At 71.7% G+C, this 17,084-nt stretch carries 17 protein-coding genes, 1 pseudogene and 1 riboswitch; of the genes and pseudogenes, 9 read left to right on the top strand and 9 right to left on the bottom strand.

The genetic code is table 11. The annotated features are described in order from the left end of the window. Positions 1–178 precede the first annotated feature (178 nt). Entirely contained in the window at positions 179–919 is a 741-nt protein-coding gene (locus tag ACZ3ZD_RS10460; RefSeq protein ID WP_467395370.1) for a hypothetical protein, read from the bottom strand. Positions 920–1,176: 257 nt separating this feature from the next. Here ACZ3ZD_RS10460 and ACZ3ZD_RS10455 point away from each other — a divergent pair, with 257 nt between their 5' ends. Both ACZ3ZD_RS10455 and ACZ3ZD_RS10450 read left to right on the top strand, forming a co-directional pair. Further along, a complete protein-coding gene (locus ACZ3ZD_RS10455) occupies positions 1,177–2,319 on the top strand; it encodes an MFS transporter (RefSeq protein WP_467395369.1) in 1,143 nt (380 codons plus the stop codon). Then, positions 2,316–3,356 carry a sugar ABC transporter permease gene (locus tag ACZ3ZD_RS10450; RefSeq protein WP_467395368.1) on the top strand — a complete coding sequence of 347 codons (1,041 nt, stop codon included), beginning with the start codon at positions 2,316–2,318 and terminating at the stop codon, positions 3,354–3,356. Before ACZ3ZD_RS10455 ends, ACZ3ZD_RS10450 begins: the two co-directional genes overlap by 4 nt. On the opposite strand, the gene ACZ3ZD_RS10445 is transcribed toward ACZ3ZD_RS10450, so the two are convergent. Beyond that, positions 3,353–4,540 carry an acyl-CoA dehydrogenase family protein gene (locus ACZ3ZD_RS10445; RefSeq protein WP_467395367.1) on the bottom strand — a complete coding sequence of 396 codons (1,188 nt, stop codon included), beginning with the start codon at positions 4,538–4,540 and terminating at the stop codon, positions 3,353–3,355. The genes ACZ3ZD_RS10450 and ACZ3ZD_RS10445 overlap by 4 nt on opposite strands. Positions 4,541–4,649: 109 nt before the next feature. On the opposite strand from ACZ3ZD_RS10445, the gene ACZ3ZD_RS10440 reads away from it, so the two are divergent. Both ACZ3ZD_RS10440 and ACZ3ZD_RS10435 read left to right on the top strand, forming a co-directional pair. Then, positions 4,650–6,398: a CoA transferase gene (locus ACZ3ZD_RS10440; protein WP_467395366.1), complete on the top strand. Its 1,749-nt coding sequence runs from the start codon at positions 4,650–4,652 to the stop codon at positions 6,396–6,398. Next, positions 6,395–8,059 carry a class I adenylate-forming enzyme family protein gene (locus ACZ3ZD_RS10435; protein WP_467395365.1) on the top strand — a complete coding sequence of 555 codons (1,665 nt, stop codon included), beginning with the start codon at positions 6,395–6,397 and terminating at the stop codon, positions 8,057–8,059. Before ACZ3ZD_RS10440 ends, ACZ3ZD_RS10435 begins: the two co-directional genes overlap by 4 nt. Before the next feature lie 58 nt (positions 8,060–8,117). Here ACZ3ZD_RS10435 and ACZ3ZD_RS10430 read toward each other — a convergent pair whose 3' ends face one another. From ACZ3ZD_RS10430 to ACZ3ZD_RS10420, 3 genes are read right to left on the bottom strand one after another with little or no spacing between them, the layout of a single operon-like run. Continuing rightward, positions 8,118–8,939, bottom strand: a complete 822-nt coding sequence (locus ACZ3ZD_RS10430) for a metal ABC transporter solute-binding protein, Zn/Mn family (RefSeq protein WP_467395364.1) — start codon at positions 8,937–8,939, stop codon at positions 8,118–8,120. After that, the gene (locus ACZ3ZD_RS10425) at positions 8,888–9,766 is read right to left on the bottom strand and encodes a metal ABC transporter permease (RefSeq protein ID WP_467395363.1); all 879 of its coding nucleotides are present in this window, start codon (positions 9,764–9,766) and stop codon (positions 8,888–8,890) included. Before ACZ3ZD_RS10425 ends, ACZ3ZD_RS10430 begins: the two co-directional genes overlap by 52 nt. Next, positions 9,763–10,398, bottom strand: coding sequence for an ATP-binding cassette domain-containing protein (locus tag ACZ3ZD_RS10420; protein ID WP_467395362.1), 636 nt, complete (start codon positions 10,396–10,398; stop codon positions 9,763–9,765). Before ACZ3ZD_RS10420 ends, ACZ3ZD_RS10425 begins: the two co-directional genes overlap by 4 nt. 251 nt (positions 10,399–10,649) lie before the next feature. Here ACZ3ZD_RS10420 and ACZ3ZD_RS10415 point away from each other — a divergent pair, with 251 nt between their 5' ends. Continuing rightward, positions 10,650–10,790 carry a hypothetical protein gene (locus ACZ3ZD_RS10415; RefSeq protein WP_467395361.1) on the top strand — a complete coding sequence of 47 codons (141 nt, stop codon included), beginning with the start codon at positions 10,650–10,652 and terminating at the stop codon, positions 10,788–10,790. A gap of 73 nt (positions 10,791–10,863) precedes the next feature. Here ACZ3ZD_RS10415 and ACZ3ZD_RS10410 read toward each other — a convergent pair whose 3' ends face one another. Together ACZ3ZD_RS10410 and ACZ3ZD_RS10405 are read right to left on the bottom strand one after the other, a co-directional pair. Beyond that, positions 10,864–11,604, bottom strand: coding sequence for a YcnI family copper-binding membrane protein (locus ACZ3ZD_RS10410; RefSeq protein ID WP_467395360.1), 741 nt, complete (start codon positions 11,602–11,604; stop codon positions 10,864–10,866). 48 nt (positions 11,605–11,652) lie between these two features. After that, on the bottom strand, positions 11,653–12,243 hold the full coding sequence (locus ACZ3ZD_RS10405; protein ID WP_467395359.1) for a hypothetical protein: 591 nt from the start codon (positions 12,241–12,243) through the stop codon (positions 11,653–11,655). A gap of 324 nt (positions 12,244–12,567) precedes the next feature. Here ACZ3ZD_RS10405 and ACZ3ZD_RS10400 point away from each other — a divergent pair, with 324 nt between their 5' ends. Both ACZ3ZD_RS10400 and ACZ3ZD_RS10395 read left to right on the top strand, forming a co-directional pair. Next, positions 12,568–12,777: a hypothetical protein gene (locus ACZ3ZD_RS10400; RefSeq protein WP_467395358.1), complete on the top strand. Its 210-nt coding sequence runs from the start codon at positions 12,568–12,570 to the stop codon at positions 12,775–12,777. A gap of 212 nt (positions 12,778–12,989) precedes the next feature. Further along, positions 12,990–13,526: pseudogene (locus tag ACZ3ZD_RS10395) on the top strand (PepSY domain-containing protein); the annotation flags it as partial. A gap of 281 nt (positions 13,527–13,807) precedes the next feature. Here the strand turns inward: ACZ3ZD_RS10395 and ACZ3ZD_RS10390 are convergent. Beyond that, on the bottom strand, positions 13,808–14,215 hold the full coding sequence (locus ACZ3ZD_RS10390) for an ArsR/SmtB family transcription factor (RefSeq protein WP_467395357.1): 408 nt from the start codon (positions 14,213–14,215) through the stop codon (positions 13,808–13,810). An 80-nt stretch (positions 14,216–14,295) separates the two neighbouring features. Continuing rightward, positions 14,296–14,485: riboswitch (cobalamin riboswitch) on the top strand. Positions 14,486–14,512: 27 nt separating this feature from the next. Here ACZ3ZD_RS10390 and nicT point away from each other — a divergent pair. Then, complete coding sequence (gene nicT / locus ACZ3ZD_RS10385; RefSeq protein ID WP_467395356.1) at positions 14,513–15,622, top strand: Nickel transporter NicT; 1,110 nt, start codon at positions 14,513–14,515, stop codon at positions 15,620–15,622. Positions 15,623–15,758: 136 nt separating this feature from the next. Here the strand turns inward: nicT and ACZ3ZD_RS10380 are convergent, their stop codons facing one another. Beyond that, positions 15,759–16,406, bottom strand: coding sequence for a superoxide dismutase (locus ACZ3ZD_RS10380; RefSeq protein WP_467395355.1), 648 nt, complete (start codon positions 16,404–16,406; stop codon positions 15,759–15,761). A gap of 96 nt (positions 16,407–16,502) precedes the next feature. On the opposite strand from ACZ3ZD_RS10380, the gene ACZ3ZD_RS10375 reads away from it, so the two are divergent. After that, on the top strand, positions 16,503–17,024 hold the full coding sequence (locus ACZ3ZD_RS10375; protein ID WP_467395354.1) for a Fur family transcriptional regulator: 522 nt from the start codon (positions 16,503–16,505) through the stop codon (positions 17,022–17,024). The last annotated feature ends 60 nt before the right edge of the window (positions 17,025–17,084 follow it).

Raw genomic sequence — 17,084 nt, 5'->3', positions numbered from 1 at the left:
CCTTCTCGGGAATCAGGCACGCCGGTGTCCGGCCGCCGCACGCCGCAGGGCGGCAGCGGGCGGCACGGTAGAACCGGTGATGGGATGGACGGCCGGGCAGGGAGCGCACGACCGATGCCCGAGGCAGCGAACCGACAGATGGACGGCTGTGGGGGCGGCCTCGGGGAACCGGCTGTCGTCAGGCGACAGCGGTCCCGGTGGGCGGACCCCGATAGGTGATCGCATGGGTGAGGAGCAGGCGGCACGGTGTCCGGTCCGACTCCGCTCGGCGGGCCCGGACGCGCGGCCGTTGCGGCGGCACGGGCAGCCGGAGGAGCAGGCGCAGTGGCGCGAAGAGCCGGCCGGCCATGGCCCGCAGGATGCGGAACGCGGCGCGTTCGCCATACGCGAGCCACAGACCGCACATGAGCGCGGCCAGCAGGTGGGCGACGAGCATGCCGGTCGAGGACATGCCGCCCATGTCATGGCCAAGGGTGCCGGCGGACTCCGCGGAACCCGTGTGGTCCATCGAGCCCATCGAGCCCATGGAGTGCATGGCGGCCATGCCGTGCCCCATGGAGGTCATCCCGTGACCCATGGCGCCCGAACCCGACGGTGAACCGCACAGGAGGTAAGTGAGCCACTGCTGGGCGAGCGACCTCCCGCCGGACGGTGTCGGATGTACGACAGCTTGGGCGAGCGAGAACGACGAGTGGAGCAGGGCCTGGGTGGCCACCGCGACGGAGACGACCAGGAGCGGTCCGCGTTCCCGGGCGGCCAGCCCCCAGGCCATGCCGCCCGTCGCGAGTGCGCCCGTGGCCATGGCCCACCAGGGCACCGCGGTTCCGGACATCATGATGTGGCCCAGGGCGGTGAGCAGCACGGAGACGGCCGCGAACACCGCGGCCCGTACTGTGCGAGAACACCACCCAGCAGTCATGGCGGCCTCATCCTCGCATCCGCGCTTCCATGGTCACCGGGGGGTACGGGAATCGGACTATGCCTCCCTCAACCCGGAACTTGTGACCCAGGCCACATAGTTGGGCCGGAACTCGTCGGAGGTCGAGCCCGACTCCTCTCGAAGCCCCGGAGATTGTCCGGGTGGGGAGGAGGACGTCGGTGACGGCGGACCAGAGGCAGAGTCAGAGTCAGATCCAGACAGTGACGGGAAGCGGCCCGGCACGCGCGACCGGTGCCATGACGGCACTGCTGACCGGCGCCATGGCCTTCTCGATGATGCAGCTGTTCCTGCTCGGCGCGCTCGGACCGCGGCTGGTCGACGACCTGAAGGTGTCGCCGACCGTGCTGGGGCTGACGACGACCGTCGGCTTCGGGGCGGCGGCCGTCCTCTCCCCGGCGGGCGGGCGTGTGGTGGACCGGCTGGGCCCGCGCCGTTGCCTGGTAGCGCTGCTGCTGGTGTCGGCGGTGGCACTGGCGCTGATCGGTTCGGCACCGGGCGCCGGGTTCCTGCTGGCGGCGGTCGCGCTGGGCGGGCTGCCACAGGCGCTGGCGAATCCCGCCACGAACAAGGCGATCCTGGCCGTCGTACCGGCCGAGCGGCGTGGCTCGGTGACCGGGATGAAGCAGTCCGGGGTGCAGCTGGGCGCGTTCGCCGCCGGGCTGCCGCTGGCCGCGCTGGCGGGAGCGGTCGGCTGGCGGGGCGCGGTGTGGACGGCGGCCGCCGCAGCCGTGCCGGCGGCCGTCTGGGCGGCTCGCGCCTTGCCCGCCGACCCGCCGCCGAAGGCCGCGCCCGCCTCGTGGGTGCCGCGAGGCGCCATCGCCTGGCTGGCGGTCTTCTCCCTGCTGCTGGGCTGCGGCATCGCGTCGGTGAACACGTATCTCTCGCTGTACGGCGTGCGGCGGCTCGGGCTCGGGCCGACGGCGGCCGGTGCGCTGGTGGCGGTGCTGGGCATCGCGGGCATTGCCGGGCGGGTGGGCTGGTCGAAGGTGGCGGGGCAGCCGGGCCGGGCGGTGTGGTTGCCGGGCGGGCTGGCCGGTGGTGCTGTGGGGGCTGCGCTGCTGCTGGCGGCCTCGGCGTACGCGCACCCGCTGGCGTGGGGTGCGGCGGTGGCTGTGGGCGTCTTCGCGGTGGCCGCCAACGCGGTCTCGATGGTGCTGGTGATGCAGCGTGCGACGCCCGGCCGGGCCGGGCAGGACTCGGCGCTGGTCTCGGCGGGTTTCTTCGCCGGGTTCGCGATCGGTCCGCCGCTGTTCGGGCTGCTGGCGGACGCCGGGCGGTACGGGACGGGGTGGCTGCTGGTCGCCGGAGAGTTCGCGGGGGCCTGCGTCGTGGCGCTGATGTGGTCGGTGCGTGAGCGGCGTTCGGGCGCGCGGCGATGAGTACGGCCCGTGCGGAGAAGGGCTCGGGCGGGATCGTTCCCCCGCCCTGCCCTGCCGTTCCCGAGTGGGCGGCCCCTGCGCTGGAGACCGTTCTGGAGCGGGCGGCCGTCACCCAGGCCGAGGTAGGCGATCGCTTCCCTCTGTTCGCCGATCCCGGCACCGGCCGGTGGACGACGACGGGGCGCGGCTCGTGGACGGGCGGCTTCTGGGCAGGGCTGCTGTGGCTGCGCGCCCGCTACACAGGGGACGACGGCGCTCGCGAGGCGGCGGCGAAATGCACTCGCCGGCTCGCGAACTGGATACACGCCGACACGGCCGCGCGCGGACTGATCCTCTGGTACGGGACCGCGCTCGCCGACACTCCCGAGGCCGCCGCGCTACGGGACCGCGCGGCCCATGCCTGCCGCGATGCGTATGACGCCGAACTCGGCCTCGTCCCGTGGGGCTCGGCGTTCGGCGGACCCCGCCTCCTGGCCCGCGTGGACGGCGTGCCCGGCATGGTCCCGCTCCTGGCAACGGTGGACGCACAGGCGGCCGAGAGCCATCTGCGTCGCCACCTCGAACTCTGTGTAGGCGAGGGCGCCTTCGGCTGGTCCTGGCGGTACGAGCAGCCTGAGGGCTGGGTCCCGTGCGACGATCCGCCGCCCGGCTGGAGCCGCGGCCGGGCCTGGCTGCTGCTGGCCGCGGCCGACGCCGTACACCGTTTCGGCGCCGCCGATCTGTCGGACGCCGCACGCCACTTGATCCCGGCCCACACCATCCCACCGGCGGACGAGACCCACCCGGGAAGCCCTCTCGACACGTCCGCCGCCGCGATCACCGCAGTGGCCCTGCTCAAGCTCGGCAGACGCGAACGAGCCGTCCAGGTACTGAATGAGCTGGTCCGCACCCATCTCTCGGGCGACGGCCGTCTCCTGGACGGCTGCTACGACCTCACAGCCGGGACGGCGACGCGGCACGAACTGATCTGGGGCGACTTCTTCCTCGCCTACGCGCTCGCCGCGCTCACCGTCCTCCTCGGCACCAATGAAATCTAGGTGGTACGCAGCACCCGGCGCGCGACCGAGGTGATGTGCAGTTCGTCCGGGCCGTCGAGGATGCGGGCCGCTCTGCCGGTGCGGAACAGCGCGGGCAGGGCGGTGTCCGGGCCGAGCCCGGCGGCGCCGTATACCTGGATCGCCGCGTCGGCCACCTGCTGGAGGGTGCGGGCGGCGGCCACCTTGGCCAGGCCCACCTCCACGTGGGCGTCGAGGCCAGCGTCCAGGAGGGCCACGGCCTCGTACACGAGCGGGCGGGTCGTGCGGAGCGCGAGCAGGGATTCGAAGACATGGCGTTGGACGAGTTGGAGGTCTGCGAGCGGGCCTCGGGAGCGGGTGCGGGTCGTCGCGCGTGCGCGCATCAGGTCGAAGGCGCGCCCCGCCTGCCCCAGCCAGCGCAGGCAGCGCAGTGTGCGGCCGAGCTGGAGCCGTTCGGCTGCGACGTCGAGTGCCTTGCCGCGCTCGCCGATCAGGTGGTCGCCGTCGACCACGGCCCGGTCCAGTTCGATCTCCCACTGGCCGCCCGCGCCGAGCACCGGCAGCTCCCGCACCACACGGAAGCCGGGCGAGCTGGTCGGCACCAGGAGCAGCGAGAGTCCCTCGCGGTCCGGCGGTGCGCCCTCCGTGCGGGCCAGGACCGTGACGAGGTCGGCGTCGGCCGCCCCACTGGTGAACCATTTGTGCCCGCTCACCCGCCAGCTCCCATCGTCCCCGGGGGCGGCACGCGTGGTGGTGAGGAAGGGGTCGGTGCCCGGCGTCTCGGGCTCGGTCATGGCGTAGCAGGCGCGTATCTCGCCGGCGACCAGGCGCTCGGCGTACCGCTCTCGGACGGCAGGGCTGCCGTGCCGCCACAGCATCAACACGTCCAGCAGGGGGGCGGAGCCGAGGGCGGCCGGGCCGTGGTCGCTGGCTCCCTCGGCCTCGGCAACATGGGCGTACGACCGCAGCGGCAACCCCTGGCCGCCGAGTTCCGAGGGCAGCGGCAGCGCCCACAGCCCCTCGGCCTTCGCCTCGCTCTGAAGCCTGCGCAGTACGGCGGTCGCTTCCGCGCCGCCTGCGTCCAGCACAGGCTCGCAGGGCGCCACCCGTCTGCGCACGAACTCCGCGACGCGATCCCTCAAGTCCGCCGTGTCCGCAGGGCAGTGGGGCGTACCAGTGATCTCCTCCATGCGGGTCTCCGTCATTTCCTCAAGGTCTGCGGGAACCCCGGCCGCCGGCCGTCCGACTCCCTCTTCCGTGGAACAGGTCGGGGGCGACCGTCCCCGGGTTCCCGCGCGTCAGGAAAGGAGAGGCATGGCAACTCCAGCCACACCGGCCGTCGCGCGGACGGCCGGACCACTCGACGGCCTCCGTCTGGAGCACTCCGGTCCGCCGGGCCCGGCGGACGCTCTCGTCACCGAGCATCTGCGGCTGCTGGGCGCCCGGACGGACGGAGGCTCCGGCAGCCGACTCACCGTCGGCGGACGCGACGTCGGCGGCGTCACCGCCCGCACCACGTGGGGCGAGGCCGCGACCGACGAGGCCACCGTCCAGGCGACCACCGGCATCATGGCCGTGCACGGCCGCCGTGACGGCACCCCGCGCGGCCTCGCCGCCGACTACGCCTCCACCGCCACCGGAGTGCTCGCCGTGCAGGGCCTGCTGGCCGGGCTGCTGGCGCGGGCACGGGGCCTGAACGTCACACAGGTCGAGGTCAGCGTCGAGCGGGTAGGGCTGCTCACGGTCTCCCAGTACCTGGCAGCCGCCGGGGCCGAGGAAGGGGAGGCCACCGAACTCGCCCCGGGCGGACCACCGTTCACATCGGCCGACGGGATCGTCTTCGAGCTGGAGACGCTCGACCCGGGGGTGTGGGCGTCGTTCTGGCGCACCCTCGACGCCCCGGAAGAATCGATACGCCGAGGGTGGCAGCCCTTCCAGTTCCGATACGCCACGGCCTGCGCGCCCTTCCCGCAGACGTTGCACGAGGCGGTGCGGGCAAGCTCCTGGGCGCGGATCCGATACGCCGCCGAGGTGTCCGGCGCCAACGTGTGCCCGTTGCGCTCGCTCGCCGAAAGGGCGGCCGAGTACGACGGTGCGGCGCCTTGGAAGCTGACCCCGCACGACGCGGCGTACACCTCCGGCAGGACCAACCCCCTACCCACCGATGGCCTGCCCCTCGCCGGATTCACCGTCCTCGAAGCCGGGCGGCGCATCCAGGCCCCGCTCGCCGCCCACCTCCTCGGCCTGCTGGGTGCGGAAGTGATCCGGATCGAGCCGCCGGGCGGCGACCCGTTGCGCGGGATGCCGCCCGCCTGCTCCGGCGTCTCGGCACGCTGGCTGGCGCTGAACCGAGGCAAGAAGGCCGTCGAGGTGGACATCAAGTCCGCGGCCGACCGGGAGCGGCTGCGCGAGATGGCCGCCGACGCGGACGTGTTCCTGCACAACTGGGCGCCGGGCACGGCCGCCCGTCTTGGCCTCGACCACGAGCACCTGGCCCGCGCCAACCCCGCGCTCGTCTACGCCTACACCAGCGGCTGGGCGGACCGGCTGCCAGCGGCCCCCATGGGCACCGACTTCATGGTGCAGGCCCGCACCGGGGTGGGCGAGGCGGTGCGGCCCGCCGACGAGCCGCCCGCTCCTTCCCTGATGACGCTGCTGGACGTGCTCGGCGGCCTGCTCGGTGGCGAGGCGATCCTGGCGGGGCTGCTGCTGCGGGAGCGCACCGGCCGCGGCGTACGCGTCGACTCGTCGCTGCTCGGCGCCGCCGACGTACTCACCGCACCCCACCGAACACGCGCCGCGCAGGGGCTCGACCCGCGCCGACCAGCCGGATTCCGCCGCCCGCTGCGCACCGCCGACGGCTGGGTCGCCCTCGCGGATCTGTCCGCGGCCCCCTACGACGTGAGCGAACTGCCCACCGCGCAGGCGCTGGAGCGGCTACGCGACCGCGGCCTGGCTGCCGTCCCGGTCGTCACCGACCTCGCCACCCTGCTCGCCTCCAACTCAGTCAGCCGCGACGCACACGGCGCCCCCGCCGTCCCCGCCCCCTGGAGCTTCGCATGACCGTGGACCTGCACGACCTGCTGCCCGCCGAGCTGCGCCGCACCTGGGCCGTCGACGGCACCTGCCCGGACCTGGACCTCTACAGCCTCTACCGGTCCCGCCAGATCGCCGGCCTGCACCGCACCGCCGTCATCGACGCCAAGGGGGAACTCTGCTACACCGCCCTCGACCGCAAGGCGCGATGTCTGGCCGCCGGTCTGTCCGGGCTCGGCATACGCGCCGGTGACGTGGTCGGCATACAACTCCCGAGCGGCCGGAACGCCGTCATCGCAGACCTCGCATTGGCCGCGCTGGGCGCCATCGCCCTGCCCTTCCCGGTCGGCCGCGGCACACGCGAGGCTGCCTCGCTGCTGGGCCGGGCGGAAGCGGTCGCCGTGATCGCCGTCACCGAGCACCGCGGAAACCACCACGCCGCCGATCTGCTCACCCTCGCCGGTGAACTCCCCACCATGCGCACGGTGGTCGCCGCCGGGCCCGGAGCCCCGGAGGGGACTGTCGCCTTCTCCAGGCTGCTACGCACCGACCCGACGTCCTTCCGCCCGGCACGTCCCGACCCCGACTCCGCCGCCCGCATCCTGGTTTCCTCCGGGTCCGAGGCCGAACCGAAGATGGTGGCGTACTCGCACAACGCGCTGGCCGGCGGGCGCGGCAACTTCCTCGCCTCGCTCATGCTGGACGGACAGCCGCCGCGCTGCCTCTTCCTCGTGCCGCTGGCGTCCGCGTTCGGCAGCAGCGGCACCGCCGTCACGCTCGCCCGGCACGGCGGAACGCTCGTCCTGCTCGACCACTTCACGCCCGAGGCGGCCTTGGACGCGCTCGCCGCACACGAGCCCACCCACGTCCTGGGCGTGCCCACCATGATCCGAATGATGCTCGACCGGATCGCGGAGGGACACCATCCGGCGTTCTCTCCCCCGACGGCGCTCATCGTCGGCGGATCACCGCTCGACGAGGCCACGGCCGAGGAGGCCCGGCGCGTCTTCCGCTGTCCGGTCGTGAACCTGTACGGCTCGGCCGACGGCGTCAACTGCCACACCGGACTGTCCGACCCGCCCCTGCGCGGCGACATGCCGGGCGTCCTCGCCGGCCATCCGGACCCGCTCGTCGCCGACATACGCATCGCCGTCCCCGGCACCCCCGAACTACAGGAGGCGCCGCGCGGCTCGGTCGGCGAGATCGTCGCCCGCGGCCCGATGACCCCGCTGTGCTACGTCGCCGCCCCCGACCTCGACGGCCGCTACCGCACCGCCGACGGCTGGGTCCGCACCGGCGACCTCGGCCTCATCGACGAGGACGGGAACCTGCGGATCGTCGGGCGTCTGAAAGACGTCGTCATCCGGGGCGGGGCCAACATCAGCCCGGCCGAGGTGGAGATCGAGCTGGCGGCACATCCGCTCGTACGGGACGTGGTGTGCGTCGGCGTTTCCGATCCGGTGATGGGCGAGCGGCTGGCGGCCTGCGTCGTGCCGCGAGGCAAGGCGCCGACACTGGCGCAGTTGTGCGCGCACCTGGACGCGCGCGGCCTGGAGCGGCGCAAGCACCCCGAACGCCTGCTGCTCGTACCGGAATTGCCCCTCACCCCGGCAGGCAAGCCGGACCGGGCCCGCCTTCGGGAGCGGTGCTCCGCGCAGGCGCCGGGGCCTCTCGCGCAATCCGTCTGACCCAACGGCAGCGGGCCGCCCGGAATCTCCGGGCGGCCCGCACTCACCTCAGTACGCCCTACGAAGAAGTCATCGCCTTCTTGATGGTCTCGGCGGCGTTCTTGTAGACCGCCAGCAGGTCCAGGTCCTTGCCCGGGTAGTTGACGATCTCCACCTGCCGCGCACCCGAGTCCGGCAGCACCGTCCCCGTCGTCATGTGGACGTTGTCGAAGACGAACGCGGGCTTCTTCTGCTCCAGCTCGGCCAGCTGCTTGGCGGTCACGGCCTGCGGGCCGTACGTGCCGCGCAGCTCCGCGCCCGCCATCTTCGTCGACCAGACGGAGAAGACCTGCGCGACGACGGCCGGCGCCTTGCCGCCCGGCCACGCGGCCTTCAGCTCCTTCTGCAGCGTGCCGTACTCACTCTTGAAGGAGGCATTCCACTTCATGGCGGCGTCCTGGGTGCCGAACAGCTTGCCCAGGCGCGTGACGTCCGCACTCGTGGTGGCCACGTCGTTGTCGAGGTTCATCTCGACCAGCTTCGCGCTCGACCCGGCAGCGTCCTTGATCTTCTTGGCGTACGGTTCGAAGGACGCGTAGAGCACGAAGTCCGCGCCCGCGACCGCGGCGAGGTCGGACGGCTTGGGGTCGTAGTCCGGGGCGTGCTGCACGGACGACGGGACGATGACCTTCACGTCCTTGGCACCGGCGGCCTTGGCGAGGGCTCCCTCCCAGGTGGTGGTGGCTACGACGACGGGGCCACCGCCGTTCTTGTTCGCGGTCTTGCCACCGCTGTCGGCCTTGTCGGAGCCGCAGGCGGTGGCGGTCAGCGCGAGCGCGGTGGTCAGACTCAGTGCGACGAGGGAAGGGACACGGACGATGCGGACGCAGGTGCGCGCCATGAGCGGATTCTCCGTTCGGGGATGAGATGGACGGCCAGGACCAGGACCCCGGCCGTCAGGACGAGCACGGGACCGGGTGGCCAGTCGAGCTTCAGCGCCACGAGGAACCCGGTGAGGTTCACGGCGACGCCGATGCCGACCGCCCAGGCGGTGATGGACTTCAGGGACGTGCCCAGCCGCCGGGCGGCGAGCGCGGGCAACAGCGTCAGCGCGTCGACGAGCAGCGCGCCGGTCAGCTTGATCGCCCCGGCGACGGACACCGCGACGAGCACGAGCAGCAGGAGGGTGAGCCGGTCGACGCGCACCCCGGAGGAGAGGGCGAGTTCGCGGTCGTAGAGCAGCAGCGCGAGGTCGCGGCGGCGCCACCAGAACAGCGCGGGTACGACGACGGCGAGCACGCCCAGCAACCACAGGTCGGAGGTGCCCACCGACAGGATCGAGCCCCACAGCAGCGCGAACGCGCCCTGCGCGTTGACCCCGGAGACGGCCAGGACCAGCAGCGCGGCGGCGATCGCCAGGCTCATCAGCAGGCCCATCGCCCCGGACAGGCCGTCCGGGGTGCGGGCGAGCGGCGCGACACCGGCACCCGCGAGGGCACAGGCGACGAGCGCGCACAGCATCGGATCAAGCCCGGTGAGCAGTCCGACGGCGATGCCGAGCAGAGCGACGTGCATCATGGCGAACCGCACCGGCATGATGTCGAGCCCGACGATCACCACGCCGATCACCGGCAGTCCGGCCGCCGCCAACAGCAGGGCGAGGCCCGCCCGTTGGACGGGTATGAGCTGCAGGAGCGTTCCGAGGTCGGCGGCGGCGAGATTGTTCACCGGGCCTCCCGCAGCTGGCCGGCGGCCATCTCCAGCACCCGGTCGCAGCGGTCGGCCAGCGCACGGTCGTGGGTGACGACCACGACGGTCACCGGCAGCGACAGCAGTACGTCGGCCGCCTCCTCCTGCCCTGCGAAGTCGAGGGCGGCCGTCGGCTCGTCCGCCAGCAGCACCCCCGCCCCGGCGGCGACACACCCGACCGCGCGGGCCAGATACATGCGCTGCAGCTGGCCCCCGGACAGCGTGTGCAGCGGGCGGCCGGTCAGTGGCCCGACGCCGAGCTTGCGCGCCGCCTCCCCCGCTTCGCGCGGCGCCCCACTGCTGGCCAGCAGCTCATCTCCCAGCAGCGGGAAACGGCCCACCGCCGGCTTCTGCGGAATCCACGCGCACGCCCGGCGCCGCCATGCCCACTCGGCCGCCGTACCGGTGCCTCGGCCACCGACCAAGATCTGCCCGTCGGCCTGCCGATGCAGGCCGAGCACGGCACGTATCAGCGTGGTCTTACCCGACCCGTTGGTGCCGGTCAGCGCGACTCGCTCGCCCGCCTCGATGTCGAGGTCCACCCCGCACACGGCCTCGACCCGGCCATGGCGGCACGCGACCTCGCGCATCCGCACATCCAGACCGTCCATCCCACCTCCTGTCCGTTCTCCGAGAGGAGTCGGAAGAAGAGGGCGGTGAGTTCCCGGTCCGCGGACGCATTCTCGCCGCGACGTCCCGGGCTCCTTTCCCGCGTACACCCACATCACGTCATACACAAGTGCGTCACGCGGAACTCTGTGGTCCGCCCAGCCGACCTCCGAGGTGACGGCGTCGGCGTGAACACCCGCACCCGCGGATTCGCACGCCACCCGAGCCCCTTACAGCGCCCGGGAGTTCCCTCATGCACCAGAAGGAGCACAACGTCACCGGCATGAGCTGCGAGCACTGCGCGGCGAGCATCAAGGAAGATCTCGACGACGAGCGGTTGCGCACGGCCATCGTCGAGGCCGGGTACGGCGTCGCCGATCCGGTAGCCGTCTGATCGGACGACGGAGCGCGCAGGAGGCAACCGACCGGCGCCCTGCCGACGGGCTTCCGCCGGCAGGGCGGGCGCGCTACTCGGCCCGGGATCCGGCGGAGCGCCCGCGGACGACGGCGAAGCCCGCCGCTGCCAGGCCCAGCACGCCGACGACCAGCCCGGCGACGCCGAGACCGCGGGCGGTCGAGTCGCTCGCCGAGGCGGTCGGCTTGGCGCTCTCGGAGCTCTTCGAACTCGCGGCCGGGGCGGTCGAAGCGCCGGCTCCGTCCTCCGCGCCCTTGGCGGTGAGCTTGAGGACGGGTGCCGGGTTCTCCGGCTCCTGGCCGCCCTGGGCCTCCTCGATCCAGCGGACGGTCTTGCCGTCGGAGTACGTCTGCAGGGTCTTGAAGGTCAGCTGGTCGACGTCGTCGGGCAGCTGGCCGAAGGCGACGTTGAAGTCCTCGTACTGCCCGGGTGCGATCTTGCCACCGGTGAAGGTGATCTCGGAGGCGGCGTCGGTGATGGTGCCGTCGTCTGTCTTGACGGGGGTCTTGAGCTTGGTGTTGGTGACCTTGGCGGTCCAGCCGTCCTGCGGATGGACCAGGACGCCGAGGACGGGGTGGTCGGTCGGCAGGAAGACCTGGACCTTGGTGGTGGAGGCGTTGTCCTCCTCGTTGGGGACGCGGAAAGTCAGCACGCCGTCCGTGGCGCCCTTGGCGTAGCTGTCGGGGTGGACGGTGACGTGCGCGGAAGCGACGCCCGCGGCGGCGAGGAGCCCGGCGGCGGTGAGGGCGGTGACGGCGCCGGCGCGGCGCAGGGTGGTGCGGGTCCTGGACATGGGTGATGGATCTCCGTACGGATGAGAGAAGGGGATGTCGGGTTCAGATCACGTACGACACGCGTACGACATCCCTGCCGGCGGCCCCCGCCGGTGCACGGCGTACCTCAGCCGTACCTGCCGCAAGGCCCACCGCTCACCGGCGGCCCGACGCACAAGCACTGGCCCGGCCGGCGCGCGCCATGCCTCGCCGGACACCTGCCACCAGGCGGCGAGCCCCGGCACGAACGCGACCGTCCGCCGCAGCAGCGACCACAGTGCCGCCTCGCCGCGCCGCAGCCACCAGGTCAGCAGCAGGGCCGCCCCGACGTGGACGGCGGCGGCGTGCGGCGTCAACGCATGCGCAGAGGGCATCGGCATGCCGTGCATGACCATCGCAGCGTGGTGTGGCTGCACGGCGTGGAAGACAAGGTGCAGCCCGCCCTGGGAAGCCAGAGTCCCCATGCCGATGGCGGCCAGCGACCGCTCACGGCCGCCCCACAGACAGCCCACCGCGAACACCGGCACAAACCCGGCGGCCTGCACCCACACCGGCGGCGCCATGCCCGTTGCCAGGGCATGCCCTCCGGCAGCGAGCAGCACGCACAGCGCGGCAAACACCGCCGCGCGCACGCTCCGCACCACCAGGGACACACTCACGACACCTGATGCTGCCACGCGTCCAAAGGATCTCTCCCCCGGCCCAGGCATACGCATCACCGCCCACGGAGCTGTTGCGTGTTCGACCCGCCTCCTCCTTACGAGTCGGATGCGGGTGCCGTTCAGTTCCCGGCCACCTTGGCGAAATCGAAGCACCGGAAGCACTCCAAGGAGCAGCAGCGCACACCCGCCATCCCCGCGCCCCCTGGATACGTCGGGGTCGCGCGTCCGCCGCATCCGCGCCGGGTATCCCCCGGACAGTCCCCGCGGCACCGGCCCGGACACCGGAGCGCCGCACGCCCATGTCCACGGAGGTGGAGCAGCATGACCGACACCAGCGGGCTGGAGCCCGTGGCCACGTTCTGCGGCAACTGCAACTGCGGCTGTCCCCAGCTATTCGTCGACCCGACCGCCCCCGACGACCGCCGCATCGTCCTGACCGACGACTTCGGCCAGCGCGTCCAGATGAGCGCCGACCAGTTCTCCTCCCTGGTCGACGACGCCAGGAAAGGCAAGCTGGACGGGATCGCCTGATCCATCGCCCCAGGACAAGGCGAAGGCGGCCCGCATCGGCCGACTCCCTGTTCCAGTCGCAGCGCAACGCCGAGGAGTCCCACCGAGTCGGCCGGGCCGTGCATGCGGTCCGGCCGGCCTATGACGTCCACTACCTCGGCCGGCCCCGGCGTTCACAGGCCACTGGGTGCTCCACATCACACCAACGGCGCGGAACTCACCGTTCCGATCAACCGACCGATGAGGTGAGACCCGTACGCCCCGGGAGCAGCGCCCCCGTCCGTCGAACCGCCCACCACCGCCCCACCCCACACGGCCGGCGATTCAGGCGGGTCCGCCCAGGCAGCGGCCCCAGCCAGGACTCGATCGCCGTCGACCCGGCCACTGGCAAGGTCACCGACGTCCTGCGCTTCGCCGACTACCCGATGCCGGCCGAGCTCACCCGGTGGGGCATCGACGCCCACACCGGCACCCTGTTCGGCCTCGCCAACCAGATCGCGCTGGCCGTCCTCGCCCTGGCCCTGGTCCTGCTCACCCTCTGGGGCTACCGCATGTGGTGGCAGCGCGGCCGCGGCTCCGCCTTCGGCCGCCCGATCCCCCGCGGCGCCTGGCGGCAGGTACCGGTGTACGTGCTGGTGCCCGGCGCAGCGATGGTCGCCGTGGTCGGCTACTACGTCCCGCTGCTCGGGATCCCACTCGCCGCCTTCCTCGTCGTGGACCTCCTCCTCAGCCGAATCTCTCGCCGCCGCACCGGGCACGCACACGCCTGAACCGACCGGCCGGAGCGACGACCCCACGCCGCACGCCGCACGCCGCACGCCGCCGGGAGGAGTTCCATGAGGGGCAGGTGAACACCAACTCGTCCACAGCCGGACGTGGCGAAAGCTGCATCAGGAAATTCGCCGCCCCAGCCCGGAATCCGTCCTTCTGGTGCCGACTGCTGGACAGCGGAAAAGGCTTCGGCGAATGCGGTCCATCAACACTCCTCCCGGTTCAAGAGCCGCTGTTGGCCCTGTCCGAGACCGGCGGCAATGGCGCGCAGCTGCGATCCTTATCGTGGTCCTGCGCCACTTGCTCCTCGCGACATTGTGCTGTCGGCGCTTGCATCGTGTGACGTGCAGTGGCTCAGCAACGCGGCGAGGGAGCCGTCGACGAGGCGGTAGCGCACGACCCTACCGTCCTTCTCGCCCTCCACCGCGCCCGCGGCCCGCAGCAGACGCAGGGCCTGGGACACGGCGGTGTCCCGCATCCCGGTGACCACGGCGAGGTCAGAGACGGCGATGGGGCCCGCCTCGTGGAGGGCCAGCAGCAGGGACAGGCGTCCGGGATCGGAGAGCAGGGAGAAACGGTCGGCCCAGGCGCGTACCCGCCCGGGCTCGCCGACGGCTGCGATGGCGTCGCAGACCCGATGGCCGTCGATGGTCCGCTGCCCGGCACGTTCCGCGGGGACGAGATGCATGGGCCCATCATCGCAGTCACCGGCACCCTGCCTCCATACCTCATCAGTTGTGCAGCCTTGCAGCCGCGACCTCCTGCCTTCTAGGGTGGGCGGGCCGTGGTGTTCGGGAAGACCGGTGACAGTCCCTCAGGGACTCAGTCCGGAGCGGCCCTCGCCACTGTGATCGGGGAGTTCCCGCCCCAAGCGTTGCCACTGGCCTCACGGCCGGGAAGGCAGGGGCGGGCGCGATGACCCGTCAGCCAGGAGACCGGCCACGGCAGCACGAAACTGATCCACGAGGTGCTGGAGCGTGACCGTATGACCCTGTCCCCAGGCGTGCCCGAAACCACCGCCGCCCCTTCCTTCCGCTGGCGCCGCGAGGACACCGTCCGAACCGCCGGCCTCCTGGCTGTCATCGTCGCCCTGCACGTGGTCGCCTTCGGCATCCTCTTTTTGCTCGTCGTGCCGCACCACTACGAGGTCGGGACCAAGGCGTTCGGGGTGGGTCTGGGCATCACGGCCTACACCCTCGGTATGCGGCACGCCTTCGATGCTGACCACATCGCCGCGATCGACAACACCACCCGCAAGCTGATGGCCGACGGCCAGCGGCCGGTGTCGGTGGGCTTCTGGTTCGCGCTCGGCCACTCCAGTGTGGTGGTCGCCATGGCCGCGCTGGTCGCCGGCGGCGCGAAGCTCGCCGGCACCCTGATGAACGACGGCTCCCACACCCACCAGGTCCTCGGCACCGTCGGCACCACCGTCTCCGGAGGGTTCCTGTACCTGATCGCCGCCCTGAACCTGGTCGCTCTGGTCGGGATCGCGCGCGTCTTCAAGGCGATGCGAGCCGGACGTTACGACGAGGCGGAGCTGGAGGCCCACCTGGACTCGCGCGGCTTCATGAACCGCATTCTGGGCCGGCTCACCAAGTCCATCCGCCGTCCCGGCCAGATGTTCCCGCTCGGCTTCCTCTTCGGCATCGGCTTCGACACCACCACCGAGGTGCTGCTCCTCGCCCTGGCCGGTAACGGCGCCGCGGCCGGCCTTCCCTGGTACGCGGTCCTGTGCCTGCCGCTGCTCTTCGCGGCCGGTATGAGCCTGTTCGACACCCTGGACGGAACCTTCATGAACTTCGCCTACCAGTGGGCGTTCTCGAACCCGGTCCGCAAGGTGTTCTACAACCTCACCATCACCGGCCTGTCCATCGCAGTGGCCTTCTTCGTCGGCACGATCGAGCTGGTCGGGGTGCTGCACGACAAGCTGGGCCTCAGTGACGACGCCTCCGGCTGGATCGCGGGCCTGGACCTGGACAACGTCGGCTACGTCATCGTCGGCCTGTTCGTGGTGGTCTGGGCCGCGGCCATCGGCTACTGGCGGCTGGCCAAGGTCGAGGAGCGGTGGAACGCTCGTACCGCGGACGCAGGTTGACCTGACTCGGGCGGGCGCCGGCCACAGAAAGGCTCCCGCAAGGATCTGCCTTGCGGGAGCCTTTCGTTGTACCGCCTGCCGACGTGAAGGGTGAGAAGACGATCACGAGGCAGGACGCCTGAGGTGTGCTACGGCGTCACGGCTTGAGCAGCAGGCTGTCGCCGCGCTCCTTGGCGGCGGCGTAGCGCTTGGCCACGTCCTGCCAGTTGACGACCTGCCACATGGCCTCGATGAAGTCGACCTTCTGGTTCTTGTACTGCAGGTAGAAGGCGTGCTCCCAGGCGTCGAAGACCAGGACCGGGGTCGAGCCCTGGCCGACGTTGCCCTGGTGGTCATAGACCTGCTCGACGATGAGGCGGTCGCTCAGCGGCTCGTAGGCGAGCACACCCCAACCCGAACCCTGGGTGGTGGCCGCGGCCTTGGTCAGCTGGGCCTTGAAGCCGGCGAAGGAGCCGAAGGACTCGGTGATCGCGTCCGACAGGTCACCGACGCCGTCCTGGGCCAGGGGCTCGCCGCCGCCGTCCTTCGGGCCGGTCATGTTTTGCCAGTAGATCGAGTGCAGGATGTGGCCCGAGAGGTGGAAGGCCAGGTTCTTCTCCAGCCCGTTGATCGAGCCCCACGACTCCTTGTCCCGCGCCTCGGCCAGCTGCTCCAGCGTGTCGTTGGCGCCCTTCACGTACGCCGCGTGGTGCTTGTCGTGGTGCAGCTCGATGATCTCCGGGCTGATGACCGGGGCGAGCGCCGAGTAGTCGTACGGAAGTTCCGGGAGCGTGTAAAGCGCCATGTCCAACGTCCTCCGACGTTATTGCGAGTCGTATGCAGGTGCACGCTAGCAGTAAGAACGGTACCTTGCGATCAGGCGTTGGACCTAGGACCTCGCATGTCGCGCCGGCGCCATAAAGGCAGCCCGTGCACCCGACTCCTCGACCGCGGCGAGAAAGGCAGACACGTGACCGCGACTCCGCCGTCGGCCCACCATGGCTCGGCGACGCCCTCGGAACTCCCCACGCTGCTACGTCTCCACGGCCTGCGCTGCACCGCCAGTCGCCTGTGTACCCTCAGGCTGCTCTCTGCATCGGGAGCCCACCTCTCGTCCGCGGAGGTCTGCAGCGAACTACGTCGGCTGGCCGTGCCGTTCGACCAGGCGACGGTCTACCGAACCCTGGAGACCCTGACCGACGCCGGCCTGACACACGCGGTCCACGGACCGGGGCCCAAGCGTTATGGCGTCAGCTCCGAGCCACACCATCACACGGTGTGCGAAGCATGCGGCCAGGTGGGCGATCTGGCGGCCGATCACCTGAAGGACGCCGTGGAGCGGATCGCGGAACTGGCCGGTCTTCACGTAGGCGCGGCTGGTTCGCTGCTTTTGTACGGCCGATGTGCCCGCTGCAGCGGGTGAAGGCGCGGGCGCCCGAGTGGAGAATTTCCAGCTCGGGCTGAAGCTCGTGTCAGCCTTGGG

The organism is Streptomyces sp. NPDC023481 (genome assembly GCF_055560195.1).
The sequence above is the reverse complement of the archived record's forward strand: the minus strand, read 5'-3'. Positions and strand labels throughout refer to the sequence as shown.

Coding starts and splice junctions, on each gene's coding strand:
- ACZ3ZD_RS10460 (WP_467395370.1), bottom strand. CDS start 919: ATGACTGCTGGGTGGTGTTCTCGCACAGTACGGGCCGCGGTGTTCGCG.
- ACZ3ZD_RS10455 (WP_467395369.1), top strand. CDS start 1,177: ATGACGGCACTGCTGACCGGCGCCATGGCCTTCTCGATGATGCAGCTG.
- ACZ3ZD_RS10450 (WP_467395368.1), top strand. CDS start 2,316: ATGAGTACGGCCCGTGCGGAGAAGGGCTCGGGCGGGATCGTTCCCCCG.
- ACZ3ZD_RS10445 (WP_467395367.1), bottom strand. CDS start 4,540: ATGACGGAGACCCGCATGGAGGAGATCACTGGTACGCCCCACTGCCCT.
- ACZ3ZD_RS10440 (WP_467395366.1), top strand. CDS start 4,650: ATGGCAACTCCAGCCACACCGGCCGTCGCGCGGACGGCCGGACCACTC.
- ACZ3ZD_RS10435 (WP_467395365.1), top strand. CDS start 6,395: ATGACCGTGGACCTGCACGACCTGCTGCCCGCCGAGCTGCGCCGCACC.
- ACZ3ZD_RS10430 (WP_467395364.1), bottom strand. CDS start 8,939: ATGGCGCGCACCTGCGTCCGCATCGTCCGTGTCCCTTCCCTCGTCGCA.
- ACZ3ZD_RS10420 (WP_467395362.1), bottom strand. CDS start 10,398: ATGGACGGTCTGGATGTGCGGATGCGCGAGGTCGCGTGCCGCCATGGC.
- ACZ3ZD_RS10415 (WP_467395361.1), top strand. CDS start 10,650: ATGCACCAGAAGGAGCACAACGTCACCGGCATGAGCTGCGAGCACTGC.
- ACZ3ZD_RS10410 (WP_467395360.1), bottom strand. CDS start 11,604: ATGTCCAGGACCCGCACCACCCTGCGCCGCGCCGGCGCCGTCACCGCC.
- ACZ3ZD_RS10400 (WP_467395358.1), top strand. CDS start 12,568: ATGACCGACACCAGCGGGCTGGAGCCCGTGGCCACGTTCTGCGGCAAC.
- ACZ3ZD_RS10390 (WP_467395357.1), bottom strand. CDS start 14,215: ATGCATCTCGTCCCCGCGGAACGTGCCGGGCAGCGGACCATCGACGGC.
- nicT (WP_467395356.1), top strand. CDS start 14,513: ATGACCCTGTCCCCAGGCGTGCCCGAAACCACCGCCGCCCCTTCCTTC.
- ACZ3ZD_RS10380 (WP_467395355.1), bottom strand. CDS start 16,406: ATGGCGCTTTACACGCTCCCGGAACTTCCGTACGACTACTCGGCGCTC.
- ACZ3ZD_RS10375 (WP_467395354.1), top strand. CDS start 16,503: ATGTCGCGCCGGCGCCATAAAGGCAGCCCGTGCACCCGACTCCTCGAC.